At 69.4% G+C, this 13,299-nt stretch carries 13 protein-coding genes; 9 read left to right on the top strand and 4 right to left on the bottom strand.

Annotation, left to right across the window (positions count from 1 at the left end; translation table 11 throughout):
* Positions 1-70: 70 nt before the first annotated feature.
* Positions 71-505 (bottom strand): chemotaxis protein CheW, encoded by a 435-nt coding sequence (locus GRS48_RS02150; protein WP_159483283.1) that lies wholly within the window; start codon positions 503-505, stop codon positions 71-73.
* 102 nt (positions 506-607) lie between these two features.
* Between GRS48_RS02150 and cheB the strand changes: the two genes are divergently transcribed.
* From cheB to GRS48_RS02125, 5 genes are read left to right on the top strand one after another with little or no spacing between them, the layout of a single operon-like run.
* Positions 608-1,837, top strand: a complete 1,230-nt coding sequence (gene cheB / locus GRS48_RS02145; RefSeq protein WP_159483282.1) for a chemotaxis-specific protein-glutamate methyltransferase CheB — start codon at positions 608-610, stop codon at positions 1,835-1,837.
* Positions 1,837-4,047 (top strand): chemotaxis protein CheA, encoded by a 2,211-nt coding sequence (locus tag GRS48_RS02140; protein WP_159483281.1) that lies wholly within the window; start codon positions 1,837-1,839, stop codon positions 4,045-4,047. Before cheB ends, GRS48_RS02140 begins: the two co-directional genes overlap by 1 nt.
* Positions 4,044-4,847, top strand: a complete 804-nt coding sequence (locus GRS48_RS02135; protein WP_159483280.1) for a protein-glutamate O-methyltransferase CheR — start codon at positions 4,044-4,046, stop codon at positions 4,845-4,847. The genes GRS48_RS02140 and GRS48_RS02135 overlap by 4 nt, the downstream gene beginning before the upstream one ends.
* A complete protein-coding gene (locus GRS48_RS02130; RefSeq protein ID WP_159483279.1) occupies positions 4,847-6,061 on the top strand; it encodes a HEAT repeat domain-containing protein in 1,215 nt (404 codons plus the stop codon). Before GRS48_RS02135 ends, GRS48_RS02130 begins: the two co-directional genes overlap by 1 nt.
* On the top strand, positions 6,062-6,931 hold the full coding sequence (locus GRS48_RS02125; RefSeq protein ID WP_159483278.1) for a CheF family chemotaxis protein: 870 nt from the start codon (positions 6,062-6,064) through the stop codon (positions 6,929-6,931).
* Between the two features lie 296 nt (positions 6,932-7,227).
* Here GRS48_RS02125 and GRS48_RS02120 read toward each other — a convergent pair whose 3' ends face one another.
* Positions 7,228-8,097 carry a CheF family chemotaxis protein gene (locus GRS48_RS02120; protein WP_159483277.1) on the bottom strand — a complete coding sequence of 290 codons (870 nt, stop codon included), beginning with the start codon at positions 8,095-8,097 and terminating at the stop codon, positions 7,228-7,230.
* 186 nt (positions 8,098-8,283) lie between these two features.
* Here GRS48_RS02120 and fer point away from each other — a divergent pair, with 186 nt between their 5' ends.
* Entirely contained in the window at positions 8,284-8,673 is a 390-nt protein-coding gene (fer, locus tag GRS48_RS02115) for a ferredoxin Fer (RefSeq protein WP_159483276.1), read from the top strand.
* Positions 8,674-8,820: 147 nt separating this feature from the next.
* Here the strand turns inward: fer and GRS48_RS02110 are convergent, their stop codons facing one another.
* The gene (locus tag GRS48_RS02110) at positions 8,821-9,471 is read right to left on the bottom strand and encodes an HVO_0476 family zinc finger protein (RefSeq protein ID WP_159483275.1); all 651 of its coding nucleotides are present in this window, start codon (positions 9,469-9,471) and stop codon (positions 8,821-8,823) included.
* Between the two features lie 168 nt (positions 9,472-9,639).
* Here GRS48_RS02110 and prs point away from each other — a divergent pair, with 168 nt between their 5' ends.
* A complete protein-coding gene (gene prs / locus GRS48_RS02105; protein ID WP_159483274.1) occupies positions 9,640-10,491 on the top strand; it encodes a ribose-phosphate diphosphokinase in 852 nt (283 codons plus the stop codon).
* A 118-nt stretch (positions 10,492-10,609) separates the two neighbouring features.
* Here the strand turns inward: prs and GRS48_RS02100 are convergent, their stop codons facing one another.
* Positions 10,610-11,167 (bottom strand): DedA family protein, encoded by a 558-nt coding sequence (locus tag GRS48_RS02100; protein ID WP_159483273.1) that lies wholly within the window; start codon positions 11,165-11,167, stop codon positions 10,610-10,612.
* Positions 11,168-11,332: 165 nt separating this feature from the next.
* On the opposite strand from GRS48_RS02100, the gene GRS48_RS02095 reads away from it, so the two are divergent.
* Positions 11,333-11,860: a redoxin domain-containing protein gene (locus tag GRS48_RS02095; RefSeq protein ID WP_159483272.1), complete on the top strand. Its 528-nt coding sequence runs from the start codon at positions 11,333-11,335 to the stop codon at positions 11,858-11,860.
* A 114-nt stretch (positions 11,861-11,974) separates the two neighbouring features.
* Positions 11,975-13,279 carry an O-acetylhomoserine aminocarboxypropyltransferase/cysteine synthase family protein gene (locus GRS48_RS02090; RefSeq protein WP_159483271.1) on the top strand — a complete coding sequence of 435 codons (1,305 nt, stop codon included), beginning with the start codon at positions 11,975-11,977 and terminating at the stop codon, positions 13,277-13,279.
* The last annotated feature ends 20 nt before the right edge of the window (positions 13,280-13,299 follow it).

Raw genomic sequence — 13,299 nt, 5'->3', positions numbered from 1 at the left:
CTGACGTGAGCGCCCGGTTGCGGTTCGGTGTCGTCGAGCCGAACGTTCGAGTCGTCGGGTCGAGCTCCCGTTACGATCCGGTGACGTCCGGCGCGATCCAGACGACGAAGCGGTCGTCGGACTTGACGATCCCGTTGACGCCGTCGTCGTCGGCGGTGGTTCCCTCGTCGACGTCCTCCGGGGCGACGTCCCGCACCTGGAACACCTCGTCGACCATCCACCCGATGGTTCCGCTCTCGTCGAGGCAGTCGGCGTCGAGGACGACGATCCGGTCACGGGAGCCGCCTTCATCGATGCCGAACAGCGTCTTCGGGTCGACGATCGTCGTGGTCCGACCGCGGAGGTCCATCACGCCCTCGACGTGTGCGGGCGAGTTCGGGATCCGCGTGAGCTCGCCGGCGTCGACGATCTCGTCGATGACGCCGATGTCCAGACAGTACGTCCCGTCGCCGAGACCGAACTCCAGCACCTTCGTGGGTTCGGCGTCCGCCTCCATGGCAGCCATATCAGTCGGTGGGGCGATGGGACGCATAACCGTACCCCTCGAGTTATCAAGGGTGATTACTGCGTCCGTGGGTTTATGCTCGTTCTGGGTTCGGATCCGCACATGAGTAGGACGACGGATCGGCGTGGTGACGCCGACGGCTTTCCACGGGCGGTCGTCGTCGACGACTCGCCGTTCATGCGCGGGGTGATCACCGACCTCCTTTCCGACGCCGGGATCACGGTGGTCGGGGAGGCCGGCGACGGCGCGGAGGCCCTGTCGGTCGTCGCCGACGAGCGGCCCGACGTGGTGACGATGGACGTGGAAATGCCGGGCATGGGCGGTCTCGAGGCGGTCGAGCGCCTGATGGCGGAGACGCCGACGCCCGTGTTGATGCTGTCGGCACACACGGACGAGGGGGCCGAAGTCACGTTCGAGGCGCTCGAGCGCGGGGCCGTCGACTTCTTCGCGAAGCCTGGCGGAGAGGTCTCCGCCGGCGTCTCCCGCGAGTCCGACCGGCTCGCCGAGGCGGTCCGATCGGTCGCGGACGCCGACCTCGACGCCGCGAACAGGAGTCGTGTGTCGTCGACACGGGCGGTCGACGCGACGACGGAGTCGGGCGATTCCACGGCGCAATCGGGAACGACAACGACGAGATCGGGGCGCACGGCGACCGCAACCGCCGAGGACGACAGGGACGACAGAGACGCCGAGGACGACAGGGACGACAGAGACGCCGAGGACGACAGGGACGCCGCCTCCGACCCGCCGTCCGCGGCGACTATGGACCCGCTCACCGTGATCATCGGCGCGTCGACGGGGGGGCCGAACGCGGTCGAACGGGTCATGGCGTCGCTGCCTCGGGTCGACTGCCGGGTCGTGATCGTCCAGCACATGCCGGAGGCGTTCACGCCCCGGTTCGCCGACCGGCTCGACGCCGTCTCCGCGTACGACGTGTCGGAGGCGGACGACGGCGCGCGGATCGGCCCCGGCGAGGCGCTCGTCGCCCGCGGCGGCACACACACCCGGATCGAGAGCTACCGCGCGGGGCGGATGCGGGTGCGGCTGGAGGCGGACGACTCGCTGCCGGTCGCGCCGTCCGTCGACGTGACGATGCGGTCGGCGGCCGAAACGGTCGACGATCCGCTCGTCGGCGTGATCCTGACCGGGATGGGGTCCGACGGCTCCGAGGGAATCCGCGCCATGAACGCCGCCGGCGCGCGAACCCTCGCACAGAGCGAGGACACCTGCGTCATCTACGGGATGCCGAGGCGCGCGGTCGAGACCGGAACGATCGACGAGGTTCACGACCTCGACGGCGTCGCCGACGCGGTGTTCGAGGGGGTGGCGTGATGGAGTCCCATCGCGCCGCGTTCGTCGCCGAAGCGGAGGACGGCGTCACCGACCTCAACAACGCCCTGCTCGCGCTGGAGGCCGATCCCGCGGACGACGCGGCCATGGACGACGTGTTCCGCGTCGCCCACACGCTGAAGGGGAACGCCGCGGCGATGGGGTACGAGGACGTCTCCGCGTTCGGCCACGCGCTGGAGGATCTCCTCGACGCCGTCCGCCGGGGCGATCGCGAGGTGACCCCGGAGCTGATGGACCTCCTGTTCGAGGGCGTCGACGCCGTCGAGGCGATGATCGCCGAGATCGCCGACGACGGCACGGTCGTGACCGACCCGACGGACCTCGAGGAGCGACTCCGCGCGATGGAGGAGGACGGGAGCCCGGACGACGCGGCGGCAGGCGACGACGAGAACGACGCGCCGATCCAGGACGCGGAATCCGATACCGACGACACGAGGACGGGCGACGGGAGCGGAGGTTCGAGCGTCGAGGTACCCGATCCGCCGGGGGCCGTCGCCGATCTCGACGCCGACGGGCTCGTCTACGCCGACGTGACGGTGGGGGAGGCGGCGATGCCCGGCGTCGACGCGACGTTCGTGCTGCAGGCGCTCGATAGCCGCTTCGACGGGCACGTCACGGACCCCGACCGCGAGACGCTGGAGGCGGGCACGTACGGCGACGGGTTCGACGTCTTCGTCGTCGCCGAGGATCCCGCGGTCGTCGCCGAGGAGGTCGGTACGCTCACGCAGGTCGACGCCGTGGAGACGACCCACCTCGATCCGGCGGCGGACGATGGCGGAGCGAACGGCTCGGTCGACAGCGACCGAAGCGACGACGACAGCGGGAGTGACGGCAACAGCCGAGGCGCCGATGTCGACAACGGAAGCGACGGAAGCGACGCGAACGCCGACGACGACGGACGCGCCAGCAACGGCGGGAGCGACGACACGATCAAGTCAATTCGGGTCGGCGTCGACCAGGTCGACGAGCTGTACGGGCAGGTCGAACAGCTGGTGACGAGCCGGATCAAGCTCCGCCGGGAGCTCGAGGACGCGGGCGTCAAATCAGACGCGCTCGACGAGCTCGACAAGCTCGCGTCGAGCCTCCAGGACACCGCGATGGACATGCGGCTCATCCCGTTCTCGCAGGTGTCGGACTCGCTACCCCGACTCGTTCGGGACGTCGCCCGCGACGTCGACAAGCGGGTGACGTTCGACATCGAGGGCGACGACGTCGAGCTGGACCGCACCATCCTGACCGAGATGCGCGACCCGCTCGTTCACGTGCTGCGGAACGCGGTCGATCACGGCATCGAACCCCCTGCCGAGCGCGAGGCCGCGGGCAAGGACCCGACCGGCCGCGTGCGGCTCACCGCCGAGCGCGATCGCGACCACGTCGTCATCGAGGTGTCCGACGACGGGGGCGGGCTCGACCCCGACGTGCTCCGCGAGAAGGCGGTCGCCGAGGGCGTCGAGAGCCGCGAGGCGGTCGCCGCGATGGACGACAGCGAGGCGTACGACCTCGTCTTCCACCCCGGTCTCTCCACCGCGGAGGAGGTCACGGACGTCTCCGGACGAGGCGTCGGGATGGACGTCGTCAGGACGACGGCCCGCGAGCTCGACGGGTCCGTCTCCGTCGACAGCGAGCCGGGCGAGGGGACGACCGTTCGGTTCCGGCTCCCCGTCACCGTCGCCATCGTGAAGGTGATGTTCGTCGACGTCGGCGGGGTCGAGTACGGGATCCCGATCAAGTCGATCGCGGAGATCGCCCGCGACGACGGCGTCGCGGAGGTCCACGGCGACGAGGTCGTCCGCCACGAAGGCGATCTGTATCCGGTGATCCGGCTGGGCGAGCGTCTCGACACCGTCGGTGGCGGCTCGGCGACCGCCGCCGGCGACCGGACCACGCGCACCGGTGGACCCGCAGCCGACACCGCCGGCGACGACGATACGGACGACACGGACGACACGGACGACGCGGTCGAACCGATCGCGACCGCCGACGGTGGCGCGACCGCTTCCGACCCCGGGATGCTCGTCCGCATCCGCGAGGAGACGCGACGGGTCGCGCTCCACTGCGACGCCGTGTTGGACCAGGAGGAGGTGGTCGTGAAACCGCTCGACGGACCGCTGTCGGGCACCCCGGGGCTCAGCGGCACCGCCGTCCTCGGCGACGGCGACGTCGTAGCCGTCCTCGACGTGGTGAGCCTATGAGCGACGACGCCGCCTTCGAGGGCGTCCTGAGACAGATCGACGACTCGGTCCCGTTCGAGCCCGGCTACTACAACGAGTCGTACCTCGACCGCCGGGTCACCGCGCGGATGCGCCGACGCGGGACGGAGTCGCACCGGGAGTACGAGCGGCTGCTGCGCGACGACGCGACGGAGCGACAGGCGCTGATGGACGCGCTCACGATCAACGTGACGGAATTCTTCCGAAACCCCGAGATGTGGGAGGTGCTTCGCGGCGTCCTCCGCGACCTCACGGCCGAGCAGCGCCGCGTTCGCGTCTGGTCCGCGCCGTGTGCGGACGGTCGCGAACCCTACTCGCTCGCCATGCTCGCGTGTGACGACCCCGAGATCGACGAGGGACGGATCGAGGTCCTCGGGTCGGACATCAGCGAGGAGGCGCTGGAAAACGCTCGAGAGGGCGTTTACCACACGACGCGGACGACCGACATCGCGGCGGAGCTCGACCTCCTGACGGAGCCGACCCGATACGTCGAACGGGACGACGACGCGTTCCGCGTGCGGTCCGAACCGCGACGCCTCGTGGAGTTCGAGACCCACGACCTCATCAGCGACGGGGCGAGGGACCCGTTCGACGTGGTGTTGTGTCGGAACCTCCTGATCTACATCGACGTCGACCACAAGGGGGCGCTGTTCGACACGCTGGAGGCGTCGTTGACCGACGACGGCGTGCTCGTCGTGGGGATGACCGAGAGCGTTCCCCCGGATCGCACCGACAGGTACGAGCCGATCGAGAAACGACGCCGGGTGTTCCGGAGGGCCTGATGTCGCTGTACCAGCACGCCCGGCGAGGGGACGTCGAACGCATCCGGGACGCGATGGGCAGCGAGAGCACGGCGGTCCGAAAACGTGCGGTGGAACTCCTCGGCGAACTCGCCACGGAAGACGACCAAGCGACGATCGACGTCCTCCTCCGAACCGCCACGACCGACGATGACGAGCGCGTTCGCGGGGCCACCATCGACGCGCTCGACGCGGTCGGGCAGGAGGCGGTCGAACAGCTCCTCGCCGAGCTCACGGGCGGCGAACGTGGCGACGCGGAGGCGGAGTGGGTCACCGCGAAGAGATTCGCGCGGGCGCTGGAGTCGGGACGGCCCGAGCTCCGAATGGCCGCCGCTAACGCCCTCGGGCGGCTGGGCGAGGAGAGCGCGCTCCCCGCCCTCGTTGAGGCGCTCTCCGACCCGGACCCGCGGGTACGGCTTCGCGCGTGTCACGCCTGTGGCACCTTCGCGGACCCGCGATCGATCCCGGCGCTCACCGAGCGACTCGACGACGACCCCCGGGTGCGGCGGGCGGCCGCGAACGCCCTCGGCGGCATCGCCACCGACCGGGCGCTCGCCCCGTTGATCGGCCTGCTCGACGACGCAGACGAGTCGCTTCGCCGGATCGCGGCCGGCGCGCTCGGGAAGGCGAACAATCCCCAACCCGTGGAGCCGCTCGCGCGCGCGCTCGGCGACGAGAGCGCCATCGTGCGCAACGCCGCGGTGTACTCCGTCATCGAACTGCTCTCGAACGTCCCCACGGAACAGAGCCACGCCGTTCGGGACCGGGTCGTCTCCGAGCTGAAGGCAGCCGACGACGCGACCGTGGTCGACCCGCTCGTCGAGATCCTCACGGAGGGACGACAGGACCGTCAACGCCGGAACGCCGCATGGATCCTCGGCCGCGTCGCGGATCCGACGTCCGGGGACGCCATCGAGGCGCTCGCCGACGCGCTCGCTGACGAGGACGCCCAGACGGCGCAGTTCGCCGCGACGAGCCTCGCGACGCTCGGTGGACCGACGGTCGAGGACACGCTGCTCGGCCGGCTCGACGCCGACCGTCCGGACGAGGCCCGCGCGAAGGCGGTGTTCGTCCTCGGGCAGGTCGGCGGTCAAGAGGCGCGGAACCGGCTCGAAGGAATGACGGACGACGAGAGCGAGGCGGTCCGGAAACGCGTGTTCTCGTCCGTCTCGAAGCTCCGCGCGGGGGGTCGATAGATGGCGAACCGCGAGGGCGAACACAAGATCGCCGACACCGAGGCGCGATTCGCGGTCGCCGTCCGCGACGGCCGGTCGGTTAACGACGTCTCGTGGGTCCCCGGACGCGTCCTCCTCTCGAACCGGCGGCTGATCCTCGCCGATAACGACGGGAAGCGGACGGTGCCGCTGTCGAAACTGCAGGGACTCGGGGGGCGACACGACGCCAACCAGTCGATCACCCGCGTCTCGAACTACGTGAGCTTCGATCTCGGCGAACAGGTGTTGCTCGTGGCGGCGGCGGATCACGACGGGTTCGAGCGGGACGTCTACCGGGCCCTGCTCGACCAGCGGACGCTACTGGCGAAACACCCGGCGGTCGCCGGCGGCGTCGTTCAGGAGACCGAGTGGGAGCAGGCTCGCGTGAAGATCGACGAGAACGGGCTCAGCGCCGCGCTCGAAGGCGGGGCGTTCGTCGAGTTCGACCTCGACGACATCAGCGGGTTGGACGCCGCACGGCGGACGGTCGCGGGCGAAAAGAAACCGGTGATCGAGGTCTCACACACCGACGGCGGCACCAGCATCGAGACGCACCTGGCGGGGCGACCCGACCGCGTGCGGTTCGTCGAGGCGTGGCTGCGGAAGGGAGAAGAGCGGAGTTCGACGAACGTCGACCTCTCGGACCGGGACCGGGAGGTGTTGATGGCGCTGTACTCCGGCGTCTCCCCGTTCGAGATCCCGGCGTTCCTCGGGCTCGACGTCGACGTCGCGGAGGAGACGTTCGAGCGGCTGATCGAACTCGACGTCGTCGAGCAGGTGCGAGTCCGCCGGGAGGTGTCGCTCAACTCACGCGGCCGAAACATCGCCAGCGAGGCGATGAACGAGCAGTGAGGCCGGACCAGTGAGGCCGGACGAGCAGTGAGACCGGACGAGGAGATGGGACCACGTTGCGCCGGTTCCGGAGGACTCCCGAAAGCGGGTCGGTCGATCGGCCAACGACGGCGTTGGAGAATGGCGAACAGTCGGCGGTTCGAGCGGTCGTGTCCCGGTCGGGTCGCCGAACGCCCGCCTCGTCCGATCCGGGTCGGAGGGTCAGTGCACGTGGCGTCTGGCTGCCCCATCACTGATAAAGAGTCGCCGAGCGTGGTGACCTCATCGAGCCGGATCGACGGTCTTGCGGGCGCGTCTCAGGCGTTGACCGACTCGAGGTACGTGTTGACCGCCATCCGCCCCTTTCGGGTGAGGACGATCCCCGTCTCCCCGTCGACGACGAGCCCGTCCGCTCGAAGCGACTCGAGCACCATCGACGTGCGGGTCGCGTCGCCGGTCACGACGTCGGAGATGCTCGCCTCGCCGCCCGCGGAGTAGACGGAGACGAGCGTTTCGAGCTGTTCCGTCGTCGGATCGAGCTCCTCGACCTCCGCCATCACCTCGCTGTACTCGAGTTTGATGTACCGACCGAGGACGTTGAGGGTCCGGCCATCCGGGACCGTCGCGATCGACGTGAGGGTCCGACCCTCCGAGACGTGTCTGAACACGAGCGCGGGGCGCGTCTTCCCGTCCAGCGTTCGGTCCGTTCGCTCGTAGTCGGTCACCGTCGAGAGGTCGACCGTGAACGGTGTCGAACAGTCGACGAAGCGGACCGCGCCCGGCGACAGCGACACCGAGGCGGTTTGTTCGGGCGCGTCGGTGACGCGTCCACCGACCATCGCGGGGTGCCGCACGGTGACGGTGACGTCGCGGAGCAGCGCCTTGAACAGGACCCTCGTGAACCGGTCCATGTCGTCGGGCTCTCCCTCGACGACCGCCGTGCGACGGGTCGAACCGTGCTCGTACGCGATCGTGACCGTGTCGCTGAAGAACGACCGGAGGTCGTTCGGAACGGTTCCGACCGCGACGTCGAACACTCGCGACAGCGGGATCGTCGTTTTCGTGTCGGACCCGACGAGGACGAGCCGCCGCTGGCTCAACAGCACGCGCCCCGTCACCGGTTCGTCGCCGCCGATATCGGAGGTGTGGATCCGACCGACGAAGTCGGCGACGACGGACTCTTCCATGAGGAAGTGGTGTGGACCGTTCGTTCTTTATCCTTTCTGATGCTCGTACCGACGGAAACCCCGACCGGAGCGGAAAGCGACGACCTCCTCCGAGATCGCGAGCGGAGCGCCTCGGTGGCGACGATCGGGCGGCCTCGGCGCGAGGAACAGCAAAGCCTAATGAGGTGGGCATCGAATTCTCGCCCGATGCCCACGGTAGAATACCTCAACTACGAAGTGCTCGACGACCACGGCTGGTCGATGGACGATGACGACCTCTTCGAGGAGGCGGCCGGCGCCGACCTCGGCGACGAGGACTACGGCTCCCTCGAAGTGAACCAAGGCGAGTACATCCTCGAAGCCGCGGAGGCGCAGGGCTTCGACTGGCCCTTCTCGTGCCGCGCCGGCGCGTGTGCGAACTGCGCGGCCATCGTGAAGGAGGGCGAGATCGAGATGGACATGCAGCAGATCCTCTCCGACGAGGAAGTCGACGACAAGAACGTCCGGCTGACCTGCATCGGCAGCCCGGCCGCCGACGAGATCAAGATCGTCTACAACGCGAAACACCTCGACTACCTCCAGAACCGCGTCATCTAACGCGGATCCACTGTTCTCGTTTTTTTATTCCCGCCGCGTAGCCACGGAACCGTGGGCGCCGTCGTCAGAAAGGGAGCAGGCGATCGAAAGCCCGAGCGAAAACCGGGCCGAACGCCGAAAGCGGACCGACCGTCGTGACGGCCGTCGTCACCACGCCGACCAGGCGGTCAGCGTCTCGTCGCGGGCGTACACGCGCTTGACGTCCTTCGCGTACGCCATGTCGCCGCGGTGGTCGAGCTTCTCGTGGCGGTACTCCGGGGCGTCGCTACGGATCTGGACCCCCTCGATCGTGAACTCCTCGTCGCCGAACTCGACGGTGTCGCCGACGGTGAGCTCGTAATCGCCCGGCACGTTCACTCGAAGCGAGCGCGTCCCGTCCGCGTCGCCGTCCTTCGGGTGTAAGGTGACGTCGACGCCGACGTTGTCGACCGCGCGGGTCCAGAGGGTCTCGACGTCCTCGACGTCCGCCTCCGCGACGCGCCGTTCCGGGCCGACCTCGATGCCGGTCACGCGGACCTGCATCAGCGCGTCGGGCGTGTCGACGACGAACTCGTCGGTCTCGCTCACGTACGTGTCCGCGGGGACGTCCATCTCGGTCGTGAACGAGTCGCCCGACTGGGAGATGACGATCTTCAGCGGCACGGTCTCCTCCTCGGGGATCTCCGTTTTGTGGGTGTGGTCACAGTCGGTACACCTGACGGTGGACTGGCCGCCGGGTCGCAACACCTCGTGGACGGTCGGCTCGCCCGGCGAACACGACGGACAGGCGAGCGCGACTCGGTCTCCGGTTTCGGTCATTACGCCGTCGTTGCCGCCGCGCGCGTAAATATCCGCCCCTGTGCGGGCCGTATGCGGACGGCTACCGCGGGGAGAGCGCGAAGAGGTCCCGCCGGAACGCGCCAGCTCGACGAGTCGCGATGGCCGGCTAAGGAAAATGGTTTATCGGAGTCGGCGGAACGGACGACCATGATCGTACCCGGGTCACGTTCCCAGCTGCTCGCGGCCGCGCTCGCCGACGAGACGGGCCGCCCGCTCGCGACGGCGACGTACGACCGGTTTCCCGACGGCGAGGCGCTCGCCGCCGTCCCGGAGTTCGACGACGACGAGGCCGTCGTCGTCGCCGCGACCGACTCCGACGAGGCGTGGGTCGAGCTGCTTCAACTACAGGACGCCGTCCGCGAGGCCGGGGCCGAGCACGTCACCACGGTGATCCCCTACATGGGGTACGCCAGACAGGACGAGTCGTTCGGGGCCGGCCAGCCCGTTTCCGCCCGCGCGATGGCGCGTGCGGTGTCCACGGGAACCGATCGCGTCGTTCTCGTGACGCCGCACGAGCCGACCATTGCCGACTTCTACACCGTTCCCGTCGACGTGATCGAAGCCGCGAGCGTCCTCGCCGAGCCGCTTCCGGCGCTCGACGACCCTCTTTTCCTCGCGCCCGACGAGGGTGCGATCGACATCGCGGAGACGGTCGAAACGGCGTACGGGGAGGGAGAGACGGACTACTTCGAGAAGCGCCGCGACCGGGAGACCGGGGACGTCGAGGTCACGCCGTCCGACGCGCCGGTCGACGGCCGCGACGTGGTCATCGTCGACGACATCGTCGCCACGGGATCGACGATGAGCGAGGCGGTCGACGTGCTGGTCGACCGAGGGGCCACCCGCGTCCTGGCCGCCTGCGTCCATCCGATGCTGGCCGGGAACGCGGTGACGAAACTCCGCGCCGCCGGCGTCGACACGTTGATCGGTACCGACACGATCGAGCGCAGCTGTAGCGTCGTCAGCGTCGCACCCGTCGTCGCCGGCGTGCTCGATTGACCCTCGGCTCTTCGACTTGACTGAACCGTGACTCGACTTGACTGAACCGTGACTCGACTGAGCCTCGACTTGACTGGACCCCAGGAACGCAGGGACGATCCCGGTTAGGCGATCCCGATCAGACGACTGCGAGCAGCCCCTCCACGACGGCTCCGTTGACGAGGCCGGCGACGACGACGCCGAACGCGCCTTCCAGGCCGATCGCGAGGGCGACGAGCGCCGCCGCGTACGCGACCGACCCCGCCAGCGACGCGAGCACGAACCGCGGGGCCGACACCGACGACGTCGCGGTGGGAAGCGCGAGCCACCCACGGGTTCCGGGGAGCGCGTTCGTCACCGCGACCGCGGGCAGCCCCCATCGGTCGAACCAGCGGTCCGCGCCGTCGAGACGCGCCCCGTCGACGGGGACCGCACGGAAGTCGGTCGGGTCGACGTCGAAGCGGCGCACGGCGACGAACAGCATGCTCTGGCCGATCGTCGCGCCGACCACCGCGGCGGCGGCGACGGGGAGGAACGCGAACGCGTCGGAGCCCGCGGTCAACACGACCGCGACGAACAGCGTCCGCGTGGGGATCAGCTTGCCGACGAGCGCCCCCTCGAGGACGAACACACAGAGGAGTACGGCGACCCCGTAGGTGGCGACCAGATCGAGGGCGGTGGCCGTCAGCACGTTCATCTCGATCGAGAGTACGCCCTCATCCGTTAAAGCTCTTGTAGGCGATCGGGGTCGAAACGACCACGAAGGTACGTCACACACCCTCAAGAGGCGTTTCTCGCGATGACGGCCGGGGGCGGCGGCCGACCACGATCGCTTTAAGGCCGCCGCGTGGAAGGGCGTGGTATGATCGACGTCGGCGTCACCGCGCCCGACTTCATCGCGCCGGCCGTCTCGGGCGGGACCGGCGTCGAGTTGGAGCTGTTCCGGCTCGTCGAGGAACACCGCGCGGTCGTCCTGTCGTTCGCGCCGGCGACGTTCGTGCCCCCCTGTACCGCGGCGTTCGCCGCCGTTCGGGACGCCGGCTGGGACGCCCGTGAGGACCTCGCCGTCGTCGCGCTCACGGGCGACTCGCTGTTCGCCGGCTTCGCGTACGCCGACCGCTTCTCGCTCCCGTTCCCGGTCGTCGCCGACTTCCACGGCGGCGTCGCGGAGTCGTACGACCTGCTCGCCGACTCGTGGGAAGGACACTCGGAGATCCCCCGGCGCGCGACCGTCGTCGTCGACGACGACTGGACCGTCCGATTCGCCGCCACGACCCACGACGCGCTCGATCGGGCGTCGCCCGCGCCCGTCGAGCAGGCGACGGCGACGCTCCGCGAGCTGGGGCTCGACGTCGACCGGCCGACGGTCGACTACGACGGCTCGTGGTGATCCCTCCGGCGGGAGCGGCGCGCCCGCCTCGAGGCCCGGTCGGCCCCGTCCGAGGTATCGGTCAACGCTGCGATCGTCGGCCCTTTTAAGCGATCCGCGGGAGCAAGGTCACGTATGGCACCCGACGACGCGGAGACCCCCAGAGAGTTCCGTACGCGAAGCGTTCACGCCGGATCGACCCCGGATCCGACCACCGGCGCACGGGCGACGCCGATCTATCAGACCACGTCCTACGAGTTCGAGGACGCCGACCACGCGGCGCGGCTGTTCGGGCTGGAGGAGCTCGGCAACGTCTACTCGCGGATCATGAACCCGACGAACGCCGCCCTCGAGGAGCGGATCGCCTCGCTGGAGGGCGGCGTCGCCGCGATCGCGACCTCCTCGGGAATGGCCGCGCTCGACCTCGCGACGTTCATGCTCGCGAGCGCGGGCGACAACGTCGTCTCCTCGTCGGCGCTGTACGGCGGCACCTACACCTACCTCACCCACTCGGTCGAGCGCCGGGGCGTTTCGACCCGGTTCGTCGACCCGCTCGACTACGAGGGGTACGCCGACGCCATCGACGAGGACACCGCCTACGTCCACCTCGAGACGATCGGTAACCCCGCCCTCGTCACCCCCGACATCGGGCGGATCGCGGAGATCGCCCACGAAGAGGGCGTGCCGCTGTTCGTCGACAACACGTTCGCGACGCCGTACCTGTGCCGGCCGCTCGAACACGGCGCGGACCTGGTCTGGGAGTCGACGACGAAGTGGCTCACCGGCAACGGGACGACCGTCGGCGGGATCCTCGTCGACGGCGGCTCGTTCCCGTGGGGCGAGTACCCCGAGAAGTTCCCGGAGATCGCCCAGGACAACCCCGCCTACCACGGGATCAACTACGTCGACGCGTTCGGCGAGGCCGCGTTCACCTTCGCCGCCGTCACCCGCGGGCTGCGCGATCTGGGCAACCAGCAGGCGCCGTTCGACGCGTGGAACACGCTCCAGCAGACCGAGTCGCTCCCGCTTCGGATGGATCGGCACTGTGAGAACGCCGGGATCGTCGCGGAGTACCTCGACGAGCACGACGACGTCTCGTGGGTGAACTACCCCGGATTAGAGAGCCACGAGACCCACGCGGAAGCGACCGAGTACCTGGAGGGCGGCTACGGCGGCATGATCACGTTCGGGCTCGAGGCCGGCTTCGAGGCCGCGAAGGCGACCGTCGAGAACGTCGAACTCGCCTCGCTGCTGGCGAACGTCGGCGACGCGAAGACGCTCGTCATCCACCCCGCCTCGACGACCCACCAGCAGCTCACCGAGGAAGAACAGGAGGCAGCGGGCGTCACCGGCGACATGATCCGGCTCTCCGTGGGGATCGAGGACCCCGCCGACATCGTCGCCGACCTCGAGGCCGCGATCGAAGTCGCGACCGAGTAGACGGTCCGCGAAGCGTCGCA

This window comes from Halorubrum sp. JWXQ-INN 858, assembly GCF_009806985.1.
GTDB lineage: Archaea > Halobacteriota > Halobacteria > Halobacteriales > Haloferacaceae > Halorubrum.
This window is presented reverse-complemented; position numbering and strand designations above follow the sequence as displayed.